A 19,782-nucleotide genomic window follows, 5' to 3' on the forward strand; every position below is an offset into this window, starting at 1 on the left:
TCGTCGTGCCTACTTCTGCGCTTTCAGTTGTGCCGATTTCGGATCGTAAACGTAGTCCGTGATCGAGCCATCCCGAATACGGCTTACAGCCTCGTCAATAGCCTGCAACGGCACCAAGAACCACTCGCGCGGCTTCACGGGCTTGCCGAACCGATCTTCAATGGTGAGGTCCAGCTGCGCGGGCGCAAATATCTTGTGGAAGAGGTTTTCCAGCTTCGTGCGATTGATGTGGGCCAGCTTGTAAGTGGCCACGATGTCCACGCCTGCCAGCAGATAGGTTGCATCGTCCTTGGCGGCGGCAATACGCGTTTCGACCTTCCCGCCCGTCACACCGATCTTGTGGATCAGTTCGCGGTGCTGGGCCACGAACGGATGATCGGACCTGCTTTGCAGCACGTAGATGGTCCCGCTCTCGATGTCGTCAGGCTCCAAAGTGTCGCCGAACAGCGGCCCGTTATTCGCGTCGGTAATGCGCCGTCCCGTTTCGTCCTTGTATAGCGCTCGTTGCAGCGAGCGCTGCAACAGGTTGCTCTCCGTCCCGTTCGAGTAGATGACGCGCATGCGGGCATCGGCTTCCCCGTTCGGCGCACGGATGGGCTCGCCGACCTCGGCGACATAAGCCATCTGTCCGCCAAGGATGAAGAAGTTGCCTTGCAAAACGCTGGCGTCACGCCCGAACCGCAAGGTCTTACGCCTTCCATCCTTGAGGTCGTTCTCCACGCTCTCGAACAGAGGCTGGAACTTCTCGAAATCCTCGCAGCGCGTGCGGTTGGCGATCTCTTCTGCCGCCTTGCGTTCGGCAAAGGACGCCACATGGCGCAGCTGGGTGATGTCATCCCCCCCGGCCGGCGTATCGACCCCCAGCTCGGCCAACAACGCATCCTCGTCCAGCTCGTCCGGATTGACGGTTGCAGTCACCTGCCCGTCCAGCAACCCGGCCGTGTCCATGGGAGCCAGCAAATCGCGCGCCTCGGGGATACCGCGTAGACGATCCAGGCGCACTGCGTACAGCCGCTCAAAAATGTCCCGATCCTCGCCATGCTGGGGTGCGCGGCCATGACTTTCCACGAAGCGCAAGATGTCTTCAAATCCGGCGATCAGCCGCTCCTGCTGCGCGGTATGCGTGCTGGCCTTGGTGGGCGCTGCTTCGACGCCCAAGGCTTCCAGCAGGTCATCGTCGTCCATGTCAGCCATTGGCCTGGGCCTCCTTGGCCTTCTCTTCAGCCCGGTACTTGGCAAAGGCCGCTACGCCTTCGGCCATTCGCTTTTCCCAGGCGTCGGGCGAATTGATATCGGGCAGCCGCCCCTTCTCGATCTTGAACTCCAACGCGCGCTTGGCCAGCTCACGCGCCTCTTCTTTTGGAATGTTCACGCGCTTGGCCGAGATGCTGGCCTGGACTTGGCGCAGCACCTTCTCGTCCATGGCCTTGGCCAGCACCGAGTAGGCCGCCTCGAACGGATTGATCCGGTCGATCAGGTCAATGTCCAGGTCGCGGACATTGATGAACTTGCGCACCCCGTCGATCAGGGCAGTGTTGCCCTGCTGCTCGCTTGCAGTGCCTTCCTCTTCGGCCTTAGCCAGCGCCTGCTTGGCCTGCTGGGTGAGGTTGAGCGCTGCAATGGCATGCTGGCGAATGGCTTCCTGGTCTGCCTCGCTCAACTCCGGGTAGCGATCGCGCACGATCTTGCCCATCTGCACCTGCGTCAGCTCTTCCGGCAGGGTGTTGTCGTTGAACAACCCGTTCTCAATCGCCGTCTTGTCCTGGACAAATGCGGTGATGACCTCGTTCAAGTCCTCCTTGCAGATCCGCTTGGCTTCCTGGGTCTCGGGCATGGTCAGCCCGCCAATCTCCACGTGGACCTGACCCGTGGCGGCGTTCACGCCGACGTTGGAACCACCCTCAACGTAGCCGCCTTCGTACTCGAAGCCTTCGAGCTTGCCCTGGTTCTTGGGCGTGAACTCGAACCGGGGCGCCAGCACCTGCTCCATCAGCAGGCTTGCGGCAATGGCTTTCAGCGTGTCGTTCACGGCTGCCACGACTTCGGCTTCGCCTGCGGCCGGCTCGGCAATCAGGTTGGTGAAGCGCGAGCGCTCCTTGCCGGGGGCATCGCGGGTGGCACGGCCAATGATCTGGACGATTTCAGTCAGGCTGCTGCGGTAGCCGATGGTCAGCGCATGTTCGCACCAGATCCAGTCGAACCCTTCCTTGGCCATGCCCAACGCAATGATGATGTCTACGTGGTCGCGGTTGTTCTTCTGCGCAGGGTCTTTCAGCGAGTTCAGCACTTTTGCCCGCTTGGTCGCGTCGCTGTCATCCACCAGGTCGGCCACCTTCAGTACCGAACCATCGGAACGCTCGACCAGATGGAAGCCCGTCGCCGGATCGACACCCTTCCAGGTGCCCAGCGCCTCCATGACTTCCTCGACTTCCTTGTACTTGTCCTGCAGGCTCTCGCGTGAGTTGACGTTGGGGATGTGGACGATGGTTTTCAGCGCTGGATCGAGCACCTTGGTGATCGCATCAAGGTAACGGCCCGTGTAGAAGAAGTAGCCGATCTCCAGCGACTTCAAGTACGTGTAGCCGTTCAACTGCTCGTAGTAGGTGTACGTCACCGTCTCGAAGCGGTTTTCGTCCTGCGGCGCCAACACGGCCACCGTGTCGCCCCGGAAGTAAGAACCGGTCATGGCCACCAAGTGGACGGAGCCTGCCGCAATCAGTTGCGTGAGCTGGCTACCCAGCACGTTGTCCGGGTTGCTGCTGACATGGTGGAACTCGTCCACTGCCACCAGTCGGTCGTTGAACGCAGCAATCCCGTATTCCTCCACAGCAAAGCGGAAGGTGGCATGCGTGCAGACCAGCACCTTGTCTTCGCTTTCCAGGAAGCGACCCACAGCCCGGACCTTGCTCTTGTCTGCCTTGACCTCGTCGTCGCCTGGGGCGTTGCACAGGTTCCATTGCGGCTCGACCTTCCAGTCCGCCCAGAAGCCGAACTTGGTCAACTCTTCGTCAGCGAAGCTGCCACCGATGGACTTCTCGGGCACCACGATGATCGCTTGCTTGAGGCCCTGATTGTGGAGCTTGTCCAGCGCAATGAACATCAGGGCGCGCGACTTGCCCGACGCGGGCGGCGACTTGATCAGCAGGTACTGCTCGCCCCGCTTGGCGTAGGCGCGCTCCTGCATGGGACGCATGCCCAGCGCGTTGACCTTGCTCGACGCGCCAGTACGGGCTGTGGCAATCGAGACTGACGGGACTGCCTTGGTGCCTTCCGATGTCATTTACGCTTCCCCTTCTTCGGCTTGGCCTGGCCTGCCGTCATCTTGGTGTACAGGTCGAACAGCTTTTCCAGCCGTTCGGTGTCGTTCTTGAACTTCCGCCCGATGTAGATCCGCTCCAGAACCTCATCGTTCTTTTCGTGGGCACGCGCGAGATCTTCCGGCATTGGGGTTTCGGGGTCGTAAAGCTCTGCAATCGAAGCAGGAAAGTTCACCTCTCTTGCCAACAATATTGCCCTTGCCGATTCCTCCATATCTTGCTTCTGCTGCTCCGTTGGTGCGGGCATCGGAAAGGCGTTGTAAGTAATTAGCGAAGAATACCGAATGCCCGAACCCAACCCACCGGAGATTGCCTCCGCCCATACGCGATGCATTGTGGATGCGAGAACAGACATCACCCAGATGTCGTCCGTAAATGCCACGAACGCCAAGTCCGTTGTTATGGTCGTGCTTGGTACGTAGTTGGGCGTGAGGTACTTAATTCCCTCAACTGTATTCTTTGGGAGAACAATTGAACTTCGTTGCTGATGACACCGCTGCGCAAATCTGTGAGGGATCTTTGCATAACCAACCGTCGTTTTTGCCTTAGATTTTGCCCGGAAATCTCGCGTCCTCTCGATGCGCTCTCTTACCGGAGGAAGTGACATCGCGAAATCGACTTGATCGTCATCGATCCAAAGACAAGCACGGCGAGTCCCGTTGCGGATCTCCGTTGTACCAATGAGCGGCCGCACGATGGCAGCCGCCTTCGGAAATTCAGAAAGAAGCTTTCGCTCCTGATCATTATCAAGAATCAGGTTGCCATCGTCCCTTGCCATATTCCCGGAAACAAGCTTCGGAAATTGGGGTGTAAGTGGACGATCCGACTTTCGAATAAAGTCTTCGATGCCAGGGATCAAATAAGGAGAAATTGATTCAACTTCGCGCACAATTCCACCATCGTATATGCGCCTTTTCTTCGACTTATCTCGCGAGACTCCGATAATTACACACCAAACCCCTGCATTCTGTTGGGCGTTGTTCTCCCACTTGAATTGCGTGTGGCAGAAGTGGATGGACTCTCCATTCTGATAGAGACGAGACCAAAGAAGCTCCACCTGTTCGCCACGGGCTATCGAATTAGTTGACACAAAGGCAAAATCTGACTGACCCCCATTGGAGTAATGAGATGCCTTCAAGTACCAAGCAGTGACGTAGTCACAATCCTTATAGTCGTCACCCTGCCCGAAGACAAATTCCATATCACTCTTCTGCGCCTTACTTTGCTTTCTCGCCCCCTTGAATGGTGGATTTCCACAAATGAAGGTTTCACCGCCTTCATTTTCAAACTCGATTTCAGGCTGACTTGTTGCTTTATCGAACAGGTCACTAGAAACGACTTCCACTTTTGTTCCCGAAGGCGGGCAGACTTTCAACCAATCTAAGCGCAGTGCGTTCCCGCATGTGATCCAGTTCTGACTATCCAGCGGCAGCACGTCTTTCAGTGCTTCCTTCTGGCCGCGATACAACACGTCGCACTGGAACTCGGCGATGATCAGCGCCAGGCGCGCAATCTCGGCTGGAAAGTCGCGCAGCTCGATCCCGCGGAAGTTGTTGATCGGGATTTCCGAAGCCAAGTTTGCTTCACCACGGCGTCGGTTGATCTCGGCTTCGATCTCGCGCATCTGCTTGTACGCGATGACCAGGAAGTTGCCGCTGCCGCACGCTGGGTCGAATATGCGGATACGGGCCATGCGCTTGCGCAGGTTCAGCAGCTTGATCTTATTCTCGCCCGCCGCTTCCAGTTGTGCCCGCAGGTCGTCCAGGAACAGTGGGTTGAGGACCTTCAAGATGTTGGGCACGCTGGTGTAGTGCATGCCCAACGCGCCACGCTCTTCGTCGTCGGCCACCGCCTGGATCATCGACCCGAAGATGTCCGGATTGATCTCCCTCCAATCCAGCTGCCCGGCCTGGTACAGGTAGGACCGGGCCGTGCGTGTGAACTTGGGTACATCGGTGCTACCGGAGAACAACCCACCGTTGACGTAGGGGAACTCGATGGCCCAACGCGGGATACCCGCGGCCGCCCGGTCTTCCGTCTTGGTGTTCATGGCGCGGAAGATCGTGCCCAGCACCTCGTGGACGTTGGCCCCGTCGCGCTCGCTCATCTGGTCCACGGTGGCCGTGAACATCGTGGCGCCGGGGAAGATGTCCGTGTCCTCTGCAAAGAAGCAGAAGATCAGGCGTGCCATGAAGTGGTTCATGTCCGGCCGACGCGCGGCCGTTGCCCAATCCGGGTTCTCGCGCAGCAGCTCGACGTACAACTTGTTCAGGCGACCGGTGGCCCGAACGTCGATGGGGTTGTCCTTGATCTCCCGGATCGTGGAGATACCCGCCAGCGGCAGGAAGAAGCCGAAGTGGTCGGGGAACTGTCCGAACTCGCAGGCGATGGCGTCGCCCGTGGTCAGCTCCTCGGCTTCCAGCGTGGCGCCGTCGGTGGCCAGCACAAACTTCGCCTTGGCCTGGGTGGTCTTGGGGCTGGCCTTCAAGGCCGTCAGGGTCTGCCCCACCTGACCGGGCTCGGCCACGGCGATGTGGATATGGTTGCGCTGCAGCACACCACCTGGGACATCGGAAGCGTTGCTTTCGCCTTTGCGCAGCCGGGCGATGGTGGTTGTCTTGTTGCCGAACGCGGCCAGAAACTGGAACGGGAACTCCGCGCCGTCGAACGCTTGCGCGGCAAGGTCTGATAGTGCCTGTTCGATCTCAACAGCATTCATGCAAGTGTGATTTCCAGCTCGTAGAGCGACCCGGAAGGGTCAAAAAGGGGCAATTTTGATTGTCCCACGCCACCACCGTGGAACAGAAGCCCGCCGCGCGTGAAACGTCCCACTTGGCCGGCTCAGGTAAACACTATTAGCCCAGCCCATGCCCATGCCCATGCGCAGTCTCTTCTCTCCGTGTCTCAGTGGGTGATTCGCGGACTCCCCAGCATCCGCCGCTATGCTCGTCCAGATCCCTCTACCCCGCCGATCAGGCGCCCTCCCCTGGTGGCCGTGCGAGGCGGTCTATTGCCTCCCCAGCCCCATTGAGATCTAGGCATGTACGAACCAGCTGACCCGCTCCTGCTCGACCGCAACGCTTCTCCGGAGCAAGCTCGCGCTGTACTGGGCGAACCCCTCGCGTTCCTGGCCGAATTGGTGAACTACGGAACGCACCTCATCATCAAGGCGCTGGGTGATGGGGAAGACGATACGTCCCGACTGGTGGTGTGTGCCGGCCTGTTGAAGCACATCGTCGGAATGCTGGACGCCGCCGTCGTACTGCTGGAAAACGGGCACTCGACAACAGCCCTGACGCAGGTTCGCTCGGCATTCGAGGCTACGCTTTACCTCGAACTGATCCTGCAGGAGGACACCGAGCACAGGGCCCGGGTCTACCTGGTGGGCGAGTATCGAAGGAGGCTTGCGTTCCTCCAGCGGGCGCTTGATCCATCTACGGCGCCAGGCTCCTTCAATCACGACTACGCGCACATCGGGATGAGCACCCAGACGCTCAGTGAGGAAGCAAAGACCACGGGCGTTGAGCATATCGCCCATATTCAGTCCGTCTTGGCCCAGCCCGGACTTGCCAGCATCGATGCGCTCTACCTGAAGAAGCGTGGCAACAAGGCCTTCGATCCCCACTGGTATGAGCTACTGGGCCACAGAAGTATTCGCCAGCTCGCCAAGGCATTGAAGGAAGGGCCCGCATACGGCCTTTGGTACGGGGGCGGCAGCCAGGTTGTGCACGCTCAGTCGCCCACCCAGCATTGGTCTGTGCTGGGCGATGTCGCGGCACTGAAAGCCATCCGCCACCTGGAAGACGCCCATTCCGTAAAGGATGGCGTGGCGCAAGTGGCCCTGCATGCCTACAGGCTCGTCGTCCGAAAGTACCTCCCTGACGACTTCCCGGCCTTGCAGCAGAAGTATCTGGCAGACTGGCAAAAACCCTTCCGCAGCAGCGTCAAGATTCAATACGAGTACCGGGGGCAGTAAGGCCCTAGGCGGCTCACAGGTCTTTGAGGGGCCCTGTATCGACGTCGTTTGCCCGAGTAGCAGCGACGGCCGCCAACTGCGCGCGGCGACGCTCCGCTCGTTCGCGGAGATAGGCCCCAACTTCGCTGTCGTACAAGTCCTGCGCCGCCTGGTCCAGCATGTCGGCGGTTTCCACTTCGCCCAGGGCACGGGCCACCTGCGCCCAGAAGCGGTCGCGGTGGTAGTTCATGACAACCGCCTTGCGGCGGCGGGCACCGCCCACGATGACAGGGGGCGACGGGATCTGTGGCGTTTTGGGCGCGGGCTCCAAATGCTCGGCCAGGTCCGGAAGTGGCATCTTCCAGGTGCCATCGCGCTTCACGGCCCCCGGAAGCTCGCCATTGCGCATCCGCTCGCGCACCGTGTAGGGGTGCTGCATGAGAACCTTGGCCGTCTCTTCGGCTGACAAATGCGTCCTGCCCGGCCATTGCCGGACCAGCAGATCGAGCATTCGTTCGGACATCAGGCCCCCGACATCATCCTGTCCAGAGCCTCGCTGATCCCGCCCGCCCCGTCCACTTCAACGACGCGGCCACCCCCGTCGAAGTCGTGCAGGACCTCGTGCTCCCAAGTGGCGTGATACGGCATATACACGCCCCATCCGCCCAGCTCGATGACGGGGGCGATATCCGACTTCAGGGAGTTACCCACCATGGCGAACTCATCGGGCTGGACCTCGAACTCTTTCAGCAGCCGGCGGTAGGTGGCCACATCCTTCTCGGACACGATCTCAATGCGCTGGAACGCGGTCAATCCGCACAGCGCCACCTTCCGCTCTTGATGAAACAGATCGCCTTTGGTGATCAGGACAACTCGGTAGTGCTGGGCCACCTGCTCGACGGCCTCGGCAATCCCGGGCAACAACTCCACGGGATGGACCAACAGGTCCTTGCCCATGTCCATGATCGTGCGGATGTCCTTGGCCTCGATCCGACCACCCGTCAGATCAATGGCCGCTTCCACCATCGACAGGATCATGCCCTTCACGCCGTAGCCGTACTGGGCAAGGTTGCCGCGCTCGGTGGCCAGCAGCGTTGCTCGCAGCCCCGCGGAGTCCAGGTCGATGTAGCGGGCGATGATCGCCTCGAAATCGAGCTGCGCCTGGTCGTAGAACTCCTGGCTGCGCCACAGGGTGTCGTCCCCGTCAAACCCCACGATCCGGATCATGCCGCCCCCAAAACCGTGGCAAAACCGAGGCAATTTTTGGCTACATCCGGCTCCATCGGACTACATGAGCGCCCCTTCCTCCGGCGCCACCGCAAGGCGTAATTCATAAAATTCAATCGCTTACTGTTCTTGGCACGCCTCCTGCATGGGGGTGCCTTCCGTTCCTGATGGAACAGATCGCCCTTGGTGATCAGCACCACCGGGTACTGTTCGGCAATGGCCGCCACCGATGCACGCACGCCGTCGATCAGCTCGACCGGGTGGCGCAGGGTGTCATGGCCGATGTCCAGCATGCGCTGGATGTCCTTGGCGTCGATGCGCTGGCCGGTGATGTCGATGGCCGCTTCGATCATCGACAGCACCATGCCCTTCACGCCATAGCCGAACACGGCCAGGTTGCGCTGCTGCACTTCCAGCAGATGACGGGCGGTCTGGGTGTCGTGCACGTCGACGTAGCGCGACAGCAGGTCCAGGTAATCCTGCTCGGCCTTGCGGTAGTAGTCCTCGCTCTTCCACAGCGTGTCATCACCGTCAAAACCAACCAGGCCGATGGCGCGCGACGGCGCAGGCGTGGGGATATTCATCCGCCAAGGATACAGCGGCCCGACAGACGGGAAAAACCCGGGCGGCCGTAGCCGCCCGGGTCCCCATGCACCGGTTTTCCCGAATCAGGCGTGGATCAGCGGCCCTGCGCCGCGCCGGCACCTGCGCCGGCCTGCTGGGCGGCCACGTAGGCCTTGTACTCATCGGCGCTCAGCTCGCCGTCCTTGTTGGTATCGGCCTGGTCGAACACCTGGGCGAGGCCCGCGTTCACCTGTGCCTCGCTCTTGCTGATGGTGCCGTTGCCATCGGTGTCGATGCTGGCCCAGGTCTGGCCACCGCCATTGGCCTGCGCCGAGGCCGCTGCGGCCGCGTTGGTGGCCTGGTCAGCCGCCTGCCCGGCCTGTGCCGCCGCCTGCTGGGCCTGCGCGGCTTCGTTCTGCGCCTGCGCGGCCTGCTGCTTGGCCGACTGGGCCATCGCCGGGATGGCCAGCACGCTGCCGGCGGCGACGATCAGGGCGATCAGGGGCTTGCGGTTGCGAATAGTCATCAGGGGTGTCTCCTACCGATTGGGTGGTGGTGCGCGGCGTGTTGTTTCCGCACGGCACCTACCCTGCCACCGCGTTTCTGAATCGATTTTGGGTTGCGACCGGCATGCATACACGCGATTAACCACTGGCCTGCGTGCATGCATTAGCGCGCTGGTTAGGGCGGAGTGAGCGGCTCATAAGCTGCACATTCAGCGCAGCAGGATTTAACCGGCAGGCAACGAAAAACCTGCGTCAGTCGACGGTTTTTTCCAATGACCGCGAACTGAACATCACCCATCCCAGCGCAACACCGGCCAGCGCACCGGCGATTTCCAGCACCACGCGGCTGCCCAGTTCGTTCGGATCGTGGATGGTGGACAGGAACAAGCGCGCATACAGCGGCGACTCCAGCCGCACGATGCCCATGTAGAACAGCTTCCATGCATCGATGCCGGTGGAGATCACCACCGAGATGACGCACGCCCAACCGATCGCATGGCCCACCGACCAGTGCAGCAGCCGGCACAGGCGCGACCACAGGAAGTACACCAGCAGGCCGACCAGCAGGGCGATGGCGCCGGCTTCCAGGGTGCCGAGCAGGCCGAAGTGCAAGGGAAGGTTCATCGGGTGGGCAGGGATGAGAAGGCGGCCAGTGTAAGGGTATCGGCAGGGCGGCGCCCTGCAGATACCCCTACCGCACCGGGACGTCGTACGCGGTGCCCGGGTCCGGTTCGGGCTGCAGCGTGTAGTGCCACCACTCCTGCGGATAATTCACGAAACCGCGCCGGGCCATCGCGCGCACCAGCTGCCGTCGATTCGCCTGCTGCACCTCGCTCAATCCACTCGTCTGCGTATGCGCACGCGGCCCGAAGAAATCGAAATCCGTACCCATGTCCAGCGGCGTGCAGGTACCGCTACGGCAATCCAGCAGGCCAAGGTCGACCGTGGCACCGCGGCTGTGGCCGGAACGCTCGGCGATGTAGCCGTCGGCCAGCAGGCGTGGCTTGTCCAGGTCCGGGTACTGCAATGCCTTGCGCGAAAGCTCGCGCGGGTCGTTCACCCAGGCCATGAAGGCCTGCACCGAGCGCACCGGCCGATAGCAGTCGTAGATCCGCAGGCCCCATCCATCTGCGCGCAGATCCTGCTCCACCTGGGCCAGTGCCTTCGCCACTGGCGCCAGCAGATAGCAGGAAGGCACCTCGTAGCCGGGAACGCGCACACCGGTGAAGTTGTTGGCGCCGGCGTAGCGGATGTCCATGTCGATGTGTGGCGATAGCGCGCGGATCTCCACCAGTCCGGCGCTGGCCGCATCAGTGGCCGCTGAAACGCGCGGCGGCTCAGCGCCGCGGGCTGTCGCGGCCAGGGCAATCGCCAGTACGAGTGAAGTGCAGGTCCTGGAAGTCATAGCTGAAGTCGATGTCCGGATCGATGGCGCGCAGGTCCAGCGTCGGCGACGGGCCTTCGCCCGGCTGCAGCCACGCCTGCGCTTCGTCGCCCAGCGTATCCCAGCGCAGCAGCCAGCGCCCCTGCAGCTGCAGTACCGTGGCCTGCAGCCTGGGCGACTTGTCCACGCTGAAGCGCAGGCCGTCCTTGCCCGGGCACAGCGAGGCCGGACCCAGCCACGGGTCGTTGTAGCGGCCCTGCCAGCGTGGCAGATCGGAAGCCGGCGCCTGTCGCGCATCGGAAGTGGCTGGTCGCTGATGGCCGGTTGCCGCCCGCGTCGCCTGCTCAGCCTTCAGCTCGGCCAGGTAGGCCATCGCCGGGCGCGCTTCATCGGGTGCGGTGAAGCGCTTCAACATGGCCTGCATCAGCGCGGTACGCGCATCCTCGCCCTCGCCGTTGATCAGCATTACCACACCGAGCCTACGGTCGGGCAGCAGCGCCAGCGACGAATACATGCCCGACAGCGTGCCCGTGTGCGCCACCTTCCACTGCCCGTCCATGTCCGACACCCGCCAGCCGTATCCGTAGCCGTAGAAGTGCGCGTTGTCCCAGCGCCGCTGGCGTTCGCCCAGCGGCATCGGCATGTGCAGGGTCCAGAGTGTTCGGCGCTGCTCAGTGCGCAGCCAGTCCGGTACCAATGCAGGATCCAGCAGCACCTGCATCCAGCGCGTCATGTCGCGCAGCGAGCAGCGGATGCCGCCGGCCGCCATCGAGGGCAGGTCCGGGCTGATGACCCCATCGGCGTTCACCACCTCGTTGCGATCGCCACGCCAGGCATGCGGCTGCGCCACGTTGCCCACGCGTTTCACCGACCACTCCCCCACTTGGCAGCGTGCCATGCCCAGTGGCTCGAACACCTGTTCGCGCATCAGCTGGTCATAGGGTTTTCCACCGGCCGCAGCGGCTACTTCGCCGGCCACCACGTACATCAGGTTGTCGTAGGCGTAATGGCTGCGGAAGCTGCTGACCGGCTTCAGGTGCGCCAGCCCGGCAATGATGTCGGCACGGGTGAAGGTGTTCGGCTCCGGCCACAGCATCAGGTCGCCCGCACCCAGGCCGAGGCCGCTGTTGTGGATCAGCAGGTCGCGCACCTGCATCTGCTGGCCCACCCATGCGTCATGCATGCGGAACTCCGGCAGGTAGCGCTGCACTGGGTCATCCCAGCGCAGCCTGCCCTGCTGCACCAGCCGCGCCAGCAGCGCGGCGGTCATCGCCTTGCTGTTGGAGGCGATCTTGAACAGCGTGTCCTCATCGATGCGCCCGCCATCGCCACGCGCGCCCTCGGCGTGCCGGTAGATCACCCGCCCCTGCTCGACCACGGCCATGGCCAGCCCGGGCAGATGCTCATGCTGGACCACGGCCGCGACATCGGCATCGAGGGGTGCGGTGCCGGCCGGCTGCGCTGCCACAGCCGGAAGCACTGCCAGAGCGGCCAAGCAGAGGCCGCGCCGGGTGTACTCGATGGGCGTCAGTACGCCCATGTCACGGTCAGCTGCGCATAGCGCGGCGACTGGAACCCGGTTCCGTAGCCAAACAGCGGGTTTGGCGTGCCGATGCTGTCCTGCGGTTCGTAGTCCTGGTCCACGGTCACCACGCGCTGCTGGTTGAGCACGTTGTACACCGCCAGCTTCAGGCGCAGGTCGGTGGGGATCGGCACCTTGTAGGACACGCTCACGTCCAGATCGTAGGTCCACGGCGTGCGCCCATCACCACCACGCGGGGAATGCACGAACACCCGTTCGGACGGTACCGTGGCCTGGCAGTTGGACACGCACACGTAATAGCTGTGGAAGTCGGTCGCATCGAACGGATTGCCTGCGCCGAAGCGGGTGATCGGGCTGCCCGACTGCACGCCCAGGGTCGCGGCCACGCTCAGGTTCTCGGTCAGCGCGTAGCTGCCGCGGAACTTGAACTGGTGGCGGCGATCATTGGCCAGGTAGCCATAGCCGCCGTAGTTCACCCACGGATTGTCGAAGTTCTCGGTGCGCCCGGCATCGGCGAAGTCGGTATCGGAATTGACCGGACCTTCGGCGTTGCCGCGGCCGTAGGCCAGCGTGTAGGACGCGTTGAAGCCCCACTTGCCATCCCAGGCACGATCGACCTGCAGCTCCAGCGCCTTGTAGTCGCGCTTGGGCTTCACCCAGCCGCGCTGCCCGACATAGTTGCCGTTGTCGTCATACAGCGCCCAGCCTTCCTTCGACGTATCGATGCTGATCCAGCCATCATTGCGGCCGTCACAATCGGTATCGCCCCACACGGTGTTGGTGCGCCCCGGGTTGCCCATGATCCACACGCCGTCAATCGCACCGCACTGGCCGGTGGCGGTGATGTTCATGTCATCGATGGCGTTGTGCAGGCGCCGGTAGGTCACGCTGGCGCCGATCGACCAGGCTTCGTTGATCATCTGCTGGAAGCCCAGGATCGCTTCGTCCTGATAAACCGGATCCATGTCGCGGTTCACTTCGGCGCGCAGGTCCGGAACGCTGCCATCGCCCTGCGAGTTGTCCACCGGTCCGATCTGTGCGCCCAGCACCGGCACGTTGTTGGCCGCGCCGCTGTAGCCCAGGAACTCATACCAGGTGCGTTCGTCAAGGAAGCCACCGGCCTGCTTGATGTTGATGACGTTGGCCACCGGCAGGAAGTAGCGGCCGAGGTTGCCGAACACCTTGGTGGTGCCATCGCCACGCACGTCCCACGAGAAGCCCAGGCGGGGCGCCAGCATGTTGTCGATCTTGATGTAGCTGCTGCCGTCGCCGCCCTTGTTGTCGAAGGCTTCCATGCGCAGGCCGAGGTTGAGCAGCAGGTTCGGCGTCACCTGCCAGTTGTCTTCCAGGTAGTACGCGGAGTTGATCGTTTCGAACGCGCCTTCAACTTCATAGCGGCGGGTACGCGCCACCAGTCCACTGGCCGGCACCACGCCACCATTCAGCGAACTGCCCGGCGTGCGCGCGTAGATGTCGTAGCGCAGACCGCCCGGGCCAGGATAGGCACGGCTGTAGTCGGACGTGTTCTCTTCGCGGTCCAGCCCGAAGCGAAGCAGGTGGTTGCCCAATGTCCATTCGAAATCGGCGCGTGCCGCCTTGCGCGTATCCAGCGCGGATTCGAGTTGGGAACTGCTGGTACAGCTGCGATCACCCTGCAGCGCGGTGGGCACGCCCTGGCTGGCGGTTCGATTGTCGAAGACCCGGTTGCAGTTCTCGTCCATCAGCGAGCTCTGCACGCGGTTGCGCTTGTTCTCGCCGTACATCAGCTTCATGGTCAGGTCGTTGTTCACCTGCCAGCTATAGGTGCCCGACCAGTTGCGGCCACCCACGGTGTTCATGATCTGGTTGGCACGTTCGCCCACGGTGCTGCCACGCTCGTAGTCATAGGCGTAGACGTCGGTGAGCGTCTTGTTGCGATCGGAGAAGCCGAACAGCGAGAACATCTGGTTGTCGGTGATGCGCCAGTCGAGCTTGCCGCCCCAGAACGGATCATCGGCCTTGCCCTGGTTGAGGCGGGTACCGGCGTCGTTGGTCGATGTCGGGCGATAGTCGCGGGCTTCGTACATGCCGAAGAAGAACAACCGGTCCTGCACCAGCGCTCCGGAGGCGAACACGTTCAGCGCGCTGCGGCTGTAGTCGTCGCGGCTGGCAGTGATGTAGCGGCTGCCGCTGCCGTCGTAGCGGTCGCGCGCCTGCGACTGCCACGCGCGCGGCTCGAACACCAGCTCGGCGCCAGCTTTGAAGTCGTTGCTGCCCGAGCGCGTCACCGCGTTGATGACACCACCGGTACTGCGCCCGAACTCCACCGAGTAGCCGCCGGTCTTGACCTGGAACTCCTGGTAGAACGAGAACGGCACGGAGGAGAAGCCAACCCGATTGTAGAAGTCGGTGACGTTCAGGCCGTTGATGTACACGGTGTTCTCGGCCACCGATGAGCCCCCGAAGGAGATGCCCTGGCCACCCAGTGAGCCCTTGCCCTTCACCGCGCCCGGCGCCAGTAGGGCCACGGCGGTGATGTCACGGTCCACCGGCAGGCGCGACAACTCCTCGCGGGTAATGTTGGTGGCCGACTCGGTGGACTTCACGTCCACCATCGACACCACCTGCGGGGCACGCACTTCGACCGTGCCCAGCGTGCTGACCTCACCCAGCGGCACGTTCACCGTGGTCGCGCTGCCCAGGCTGACGGTGACCTGGCCAACACGACTGGCCGCTCCTCCCGGCAAGCTCACGTCCATCTCGTAGGTGCCGACCGGCAGCAGCGGGATGCGATAGCTGCCATTGGCTTCGGCCTGTACCGAACGGACGAAGCCCGTGGCCGGATTGCGTACGGTTACCGTGGCACCGGCCGGTACCTGGCCGGCATCGCTGCTCAACCGGCCAACCACTGAACCGTCCTGTGCGAATGCGCTGGGCGCGATCACGCCCAGGCACGCCCCGAGCGCGACGTACAACGCCGCCCGTGTGATGCTGTAAGCCTTCATCCCCTGCTCTCTCCTGCAAGAATTGAATGGTGTGGAGTGTGATGTGTCGCGCTAGCGTTGCCTGGCTGGCAGTACCCGCCACTGGAAGTCGTAGCTCCATTGGTCGAAGTACAGGTTGCCGCCTGCCCACTCGGCCTCGCCGCGCTGCGAGTCGACCGTTTCCGAGCGGAAGTGCTGTTTGGCCGGCACCAAGGGCTGGCCGAAATCATCGTTGGAGGCGATGCGGTAGCCGTCGAGGCCACCCAGGTAGAAGTTGCGCAGGGCCGGCACGTCGCTGGCCAGTGCGCCGGTGGTCACGTCCATCGGCAGCCAGCCATACGGCGCCAGGTAGACCTGTCCCCAGTCGTGCAGGTTGTTGTAGCCACTGCCATCGCCGGAGAACACCATGCCCGACTGCCAGCGCGCGGGAATGCCGTTCATGCGCAGCAGCGCGATCAACAGCAGCGTCTGCTGACCGCAGTCGGCATGGCCGGCACGCAGCGCATAATCGCTGAGGTTGCTGATCGTGGAATATTCGCGCGCACCGGCCCACGGAATGCGATCAACCGCAGCGAACAGCTTGCGCACCACTTCATACGGCCGCGTCTCACCCTGCAGCACCTGGTCGGAGAACAGCTTCAGTGCGGGAGTGAAGCGCAGATGTGGCAGCTGCTCGGACAGGTAGGGTTGCAGCGCTGGTTCGACCGGTGTCGGCTGCACCTTGGTCGGATCAATCGCGGTATGCCGGGCGAAGATCGTGACCGCGTAGCGGATCTCGAAGCGGGTCGGCTTGCCGGCTACGGCCTTGGCTTCCAGGTAGGCGGTGCGCTGCAGCGTGCTTGCCGGTGCCACGCGTGCCTTGCCCGGCGTACTGCCCAGCCACTGCACCTGTTCCTGCTGGCCGGGAATCTCACGCGGATACGGAATCCATGCGCGCACGGTCTCGCCGGCCGGCACCGCATCGGCCTTCACCGTGAGCGACTGGGTGAATTCGATGCGCTGCGGCAGCACCGAGGCCTTGCCGCTCTGTTCGGCCGCGGCAAGCACGCGCGCGTGGTGGGCGTTGAGCACTTCGTTCGGGCCCGGTGCCGGCATCGGTGCATCCGCACGGCGGCGTGCACGTGCTTCATCGCTGAGCAGGAACAGGTTCGACGGTGCGCGCTTGAAGTACCAACGCGTGCCATCGATATCGAGGTGCTCGATCAGGCCAAGCTGATCCCAGCGCGCGAATTCCTCGTCGGTCAGGTCGGGAATCCAGCGCCGCACGGCGGCCTTGGCGGCGGTTTCGTCAAGAGAAAAATCCAGGCGGATGCGCCGCATGCGTTCTTCCTGGAACGCGATGTCATCGAAACTGACGCCCGGCTCCGCCGCGTCGGCCGCCGACCAGGTGTTCAGTTCGCTATGGGCTTCGGAGAACCGTCCCGCGTCGATCATCTGCACGACGCGCGCAAACTGGATGGCCGAGGGCGGCGGCTCCGCGCCCACCGACCACGCCCACAGCAGCAGCGCGGCACACAAGCCGGCAGCAGCAATCAGACGCGGTTTGCGAACGGGAGGATCCACAGCGACACTTCCCCAGCGCGGGTGGTAACGGCTGTGTAACACGGGCCGGGATGCCGGTCAATAATTTATTCTTGATTTCGAGGCCGAAAGGAATAAATATTCCAGCAGGCATTCGAGGAGGGTGTGCAGCGCATGATCCTGGCTTCCCGCGAACGGCACCGGCATTGGCCGCGCCGCTTGACCCTGGCGCTGTGCCTGCTGGCGGCGCCCGCCTTTGCGCAGACCGCCCCGGCACCCGATCCCGGCGCACCACTGCCCTATGTGATCGGCCTGCACGAGGCGTTCCTGACCCCGCAGTACTGGGCTGCGCGCCTGGACAACGCCGATGCGCCGATCCTCGACCGCGCGCAGATCGACGCGCAGAACGCGCGGATGCGGGCCCAGGACAGCCACATCCAGGACATCGCCGCACTGCCTGCGCAGCTGGATGCGGTGGCGGTACGCGGCAGCATCGGCGCACTGTCGAGCTGGCCGACGCGCGCCCTCTACAACGACAAGGGCCAGCCCATCACACCGGCACTGCGCCGCGCGATCGAAGCCAACCTCGGGCTGGAGGCGATTCCCGCGCAGGCAGCGCCGCAGTATGGGCTGGTGGTGAAGCGTGCAGCGCTGCGCACCTTCCCCACCCGCGAGCGCGTTTTCAGCAGCGTCGGTGACACCGACATCGACCGCTTCCAGGAATCGGCGCTGTTCCCCGGCGACAAGGTGGCCGTGGTCCATCGCAGTGCCGATGGCCGCTGGCTGTTCGTGCACAGCGAGCGCTACAGCGCGTGGATCGAGGCCGACGCGATTGCCAGTGGTGACAAGGCCACGGTGCTCGGCTACGGCGCACAGGGGCCCTACCGCATCATCACCGGCGCCACCGCGCAGACCGCCTACACCCCGGAAGAACCGCGCGTGTCGCGCCTTCAACTGGACATGGGCGTGCGCCTGCCGGTGCTGGCCGACTGGCCCGCTGCTACGCCGGTAAACGGGCAACAAGCGCATGCCTCGTGGGTGGTGCAGCTGCCGGTACGCGAGGCCGATGGTCGCCTGAAACTGGTCCCTGCGCTACTGCCGCGCTCGCAGGACACCGCCGCCGGCTACCTGCCGCTGACCCCGCGCCTGCTGCTGCAGCAGGCCTTCAAGTTCCTCGGCGAGCGCTACGGCTGGGGCCACGACTACGACACCCGCGACTGCAGTGGGTTCGTCTCGGAGATCTACCGCAGCTTCGGCGTGCTGCTGCCGCGCAATACCAGCGCGCAGGCGGTCAGCCCGGCGCTGGACCGCCTGCCGTTCACCAGCAAGGACGGCAAGACCGTGCGCGACCGCGCCGTCACCGAACTGCAGGTAGGCGACCTGGTCTACATCCCCGGCCACGTGATGATGGCCATCGGCCACGTCGACGGCCGCACCTGGGTCATCCACGATACGGCGGGGGGCAGCTGGTTCGGTGCCGACGGCACGCGTGTGCAGGCCCATCTCAATGGTGTTTCGGTCACGCCGCTGGAGCCGATGATGGCCAGCGACAGCGTCCGCTACATCGACCGCATCACCAACATCCAGCGCCTGCGAGCCAAGACTCCCTGAATGAAGATCACCGCCATCGAACTGGGCATGCTGCGCGTGCCGCTGAAGACGCCGTTCAAGACCGCCCTGCGCACGGTGGAGACCGTGGAGGACGTGGTGGTGCTGATCCGCACCGACACCGGCCACACCGGTTATGGCGAAGCGCCGGCCACGGCAGTGATCACCGGCGACACCCATGGTTCGATCATCGAAGCGATCCGCCACTTCATCGCGCCGCGCCTGATCGGCCAGGAGGTCGCCAACCTCAACCGCCTGTGCGGGCTGGTGCAGAGCGCGATGGAGCGCAACACCAGCGCCAAGGCCGCGGTGGAAATCGCGCTGTACGACCTGTGGGCGCAGCTGCATGGCGCGCCGTTGTACCAGATGCTTGGCGGCGGCGATCCGGTGATCACCACCGATATCACCATCAGCGTGGACTACATCGACAAGATGGTGGCCGACTCATTGTCGGCGATCGAACGCGGCTTCGAGTCGCTGAAGATCAAGGTCGGCAAGGACATCGGCCTGGACATCGAACGGGTCAAGGCGATCCATGCCGCCGTCGAGGGCCGCGCCCTGCTGCGGCTGGATGCCAACCAGGGCTGGACCGCCAAGCAGGCGGTACATGCGATGCGCACGCTGGAAGAGGCCGGCGTGGTGCTGGAACTGCTGGAACAGCCGGTGAAAGCCGCCGACATCAGCGGCCTGAAGTACGTCACCGACCGCGTCAACACGCCGGTGATGGCCGACGAGAGCGTGTTCAGCCCGAGCCAGGTGATGGACCTGATCCAGCAGCGCGCAGCGGACATCATCAACATCAAGCTGATGAAGACCGGCGGCCTGTCCAACGCGATCCGCATCGCCGACATCGCCGGTATCTACGGCGTACCGTGCATGATCGGCTGCATGATCGAGTCGAGCATCAGCGTGGCCGCCGCGGTGCACCTGGCGGTGGCCAAGAGCGATGTGATCACCAAGGTCGATCTGGACGGCCCGTCGCTGGGCCAGTTCGATCCGGTCAGCGGTGGCGTGCATTTCAACGAATCGGAGATCAGCATCAGCGACGTGCCGGGGTTGGGCATCACCGAAGTGCGCGGGCTGGAGATGCTGGGTTGAACCGTAGATCCACGCCGCGCGTGGACGACGTTGCTCTGGTTTTTGCCCTACCCCGTAACCCCTTCGCGGCTGGCACGCGCGCGATCTGTCCGGGGT

14 protein-coding genes and 1 pseudogene are annotated in these 19,782 nt (G+C 63.3%); 3 read left to right on the forward strand and 12 right to left on the reverse strand.

Features of this window, described 5'->3' with window-relative positions; translation table 11 throughout:
* Positions 1-9: 9 nt before the first annotated feature.
* From O0J73_RS07570 to O0J73_RS07580, 3 genes are read right to left on the reverse strand one after another with little or no spacing between them, the layout of a single operon-like run.
* Entirely contained in the window at positions 10-1,194 is a 1,185-nt protein-coding gene (locus O0J73_RS07570) for a GIY-YIG nuclease family protein (protein ID WP_308308396.1), read from the reverse strand.
* On the reverse strand, positions 1,187-3,280 hold the full coding sequence (locus O0J73_RS07575) for a DEAD/DEAH box helicase (RefSeq protein WP_308308398.1): 2,094 nt from the start codon (positions 3,278-3,280) through the stop codon (positions 1,187-1,189). Before O0J73_RS07575 ends, O0J73_RS07570 begins: the two co-directional genes overlap by 8 nt.
* Positions 3,277-6,036, reverse strand: coding sequence for a DNA methyltransferase (locus O0J73_RS07580; RefSeq protein WP_308308399.1), 2,760 nt, complete (start codon positions 6,034-6,036; stop codon positions 3,277-3,279). Before O0J73_RS07580 ends, O0J73_RS07575 begins: the two co-directional genes overlap by 4 nt.
* Positions 6,037-6,357: 321 nt before the next feature.
* Between O0J73_RS07580 and O0J73_RS07585 the strand changes: the two genes are divergently transcribed.
* Positions 6,358-7,293, forward strand: coding sequence for a DUF5677 domain-containing protein (locus tag O0J73_RS07585; RefSeq protein ID WP_308308400.1), 936 nt, complete (start codon positions 6,358-6,360; stop codon positions 7,291-7,293).
* Between the two features lie 13 nt (positions 7,294-7,306).
* On the opposite strand, the gene O0J73_RS07590 is transcribed toward O0J73_RS07585, so the two are convergent.
* The 9 genes and pseudogenes from O0J73_RS07590 to O0J73_RS07630 form a co-directional block, all read right to left on the reverse strand.
* Positions 7,307-7,783: a helix-turn-helix domain-containing protein gene (locus O0J73_RS07590; protein WP_308308402.1), complete on the reverse strand. Its 477-nt coding sequence runs from the start codon at positions 7,781-7,783 to the stop codon at positions 7,307-7,309.
* 11 nt (positions 7,784-7,794) lie between these two features.
* On the reverse strand, positions 7,795-8,499 hold the full coding sequence (locus O0J73_RS07595) for an HAD family hydrolase (protein ID WP_308308404.1): 705 nt from the start codon (positions 8,497-8,499) through the stop codon (positions 7,795-7,797).
* A gap of 161 nt (positions 8,500-8,660) precedes the next feature.
* Positions 8,661-9,083, reverse strand: a pseudogene (locus O0J73_RS07600) (HAD family hydrolase); the annotation flags it as partial.
* 95 nt (positions 9,084-9,178) lie between these two features.
* Entirely contained in the window at positions 9,179-9,589 is a 411-nt protein-coding gene (locus O0J73_RS07605; RefSeq protein WP_004153928.1) for an EF-hand domain-containing protein, read from the reverse strand.
* A gap of 232 nt (positions 9,590-9,821) precedes the next feature.
* Positions 9,822-10,193, reverse strand: coding sequence for a hypothetical protein (locus tag O0J73_RS07610; protein WP_004153927.1), 372 nt, complete (start codon positions 10,191-10,193; stop codon positions 9,822-9,824).
* 67 nt (positions 10,194-10,260) lie between these two features.
* Positions 10,261-10,974 carry a M15 family metallopeptidase gene (locus tag O0J73_RS07615; RefSeq protein WP_197564145.1) on the reverse strand — a complete coding sequence of 238 codons (714 nt, stop codon included), beginning with the start codon at positions 10,972-10,974 and terminating at the stop codon, positions 10,261-10,263.
* Positions 10,907-12,493, reverse strand: a complete 1,587-nt coding sequence (locus O0J73_RS07620) for a serine hydrolase (protein WP_308308405.1) — start codon at positions 12,491-12,493, stop codon at positions 10,907-10,909. Before O0J73_RS07620 ends, O0J73_RS07615 begins: the two co-directional genes overlap by 68 nt.
* Entirely contained in the window at positions 12,481-15,480 is a 3,000-nt protein-coding gene (locus tag O0J73_RS07625) for a TonB-dependent receptor (protein WP_308308406.1), read from the reverse strand. The genes O0J73_RS07620 and O0J73_RS07625 overlap by 13 nt, the downstream gene beginning before the upstream one ends.
* 51 nt (positions 15,481-15,531) lie before the next feature.
* Positions 15,532-17,022: a transglutaminase domain-containing protein gene (locus O0J73_RS07630; protein WP_308308407.1), complete on the reverse strand. Its 1,491-nt coding sequence runs from the start codon at positions 17,020-17,022 to the stop codon at positions 15,532-15,534.
* A 132-nt stretch (positions 17,023-17,154) separates the two neighbouring features.
* Here O0J73_RS07630 and O0J73_RS07635 point away from each other — a divergent pair, with 132 nt between their 5' ends.
* Both O0J73_RS07635 and O0J73_RS07640 read left to right on the forward strand, forming a co-directional pair.
* On the forward strand, positions 17,155-18,591 hold the full coding sequence (locus O0J73_RS07635) for an SH3 domain-containing protein (RefSeq protein WP_308308408.1): 1,437 nt from the start codon (positions 17,155-17,157) through the stop codon (positions 18,589-18,591).
* A complete protein-coding gene (locus tag O0J73_RS07640) occupies positions 18,592-19,686 on the forward strand; it encodes a dipeptide epimerase (protein ID WP_164242833.1) in 1,095 nt (364 codons plus the stop codon).
* Positions 19,687-19,782 lie beyond the last annotated feature (96 nt).

The organism is Stenotrophomonas sp. Sm6012 (genome assembly GCF_030985895.1).
GTDB lineage: Bacteria > Pseudomonadota > Gammaproteobacteria > Xanthomonadales > Xanthomonadaceae > Stenotrophomonas > Stenotrophomonas forensis.

Excerpts from the sequence above, each read along its gene's own strand:
- O0J73_RS07595 (WP_308308404.1), bottom strand. The coding sequence starts at position 8,499 with ATGATCCGGATCGTGGGGTTTGACGGGGACGACACCCTGTGGCGCAGC.
- O0J73_RS07620 (WP_308308405.1), bottom strand. The coding sequence starts at position 12,493 with ATGGGCGTACTGACGCCCATCGAGTACACCCGGCGCGGCCTCTGCTTG.
- O0J73_RS07610 (WP_004153927.1), bottom strand. The coding sequence starts at position 10,193 with ATGAACCTTCCCTTGCACTTCGGCCTGCTCGGCACCCTGGAAGCCGGC.
- O0J73_RS07625 (WP_308308406.1), bottom strand. The coding sequence starts at position 15,480 with ATGAAGGCTTACAGCATCACACGGGCGGCGTTGTACGTCGCGCTCGGG.
- O0J73_RS07635 (WP_308308408.1), top strand. The coding sequence starts at position 17,155 with ATGATCCTGGCTTCCCGCGAACGGCACCGGCATTGGCCGCGCCGCTTG.
- O0J73_RS07575 (WP_308308398.1), bottom strand. The coding sequence starts at position 3,280 with ATGACATCGGAAGGCACCAAGGCAGTCCCGTCAGTCTCGATTGCCACA.
- O0J73_RS07640 (WP_164242833.1), top strand. The coding sequence starts at position 18,592 with ATGAAGATCACCGCCATCGAACTGGGCATGCTGCGCGTGCCGCTGAAG.
- O0J73_RS07570 (WP_308308396.1), bottom strand. The coding sequence starts at position 1,194 with ATGGCTGACATGGACGACGATGACCTGCTGGAAGCCTTGGGCGTCGAA.
- O0J73_RS07590 (WP_308308402.1), bottom strand. The coding sequence starts at position 7,783 with ATGCTCGATCTGCTGGTCCGGCAATGGCCGGGCAGGACGCATTTGTCA.
- O0J73_RS07615 (WP_197564145.1), bottom strand. The coding sequence starts at position 10,974 with ATGACTTCCAGGACCTGCACTTCACTCGTACTGGCGATTGCCCTGGCC.
- O0J73_RS07580 (WP_308308399.1), bottom strand. The coding sequence starts at position 6,036 with ATGAATGCTGTTGAGATCGAACAGGCACTATCAGACCTTGCCGCGCAA.
- O0J73_RS07605 (WP_004153928.1), bottom strand. The coding sequence starts at position 9,589 with ATGACTATTCGCAACCGCAAGCCCCTGATCGCCCTGATCGTCGCCGCC.
- O0J73_RS07585 (WP_308308400.1), top strand. The coding sequence starts at position 6,358 with ATGTACGAACCAGCTGACCCGCTCCTGCTCGACCGCAACGCTTCTCCG.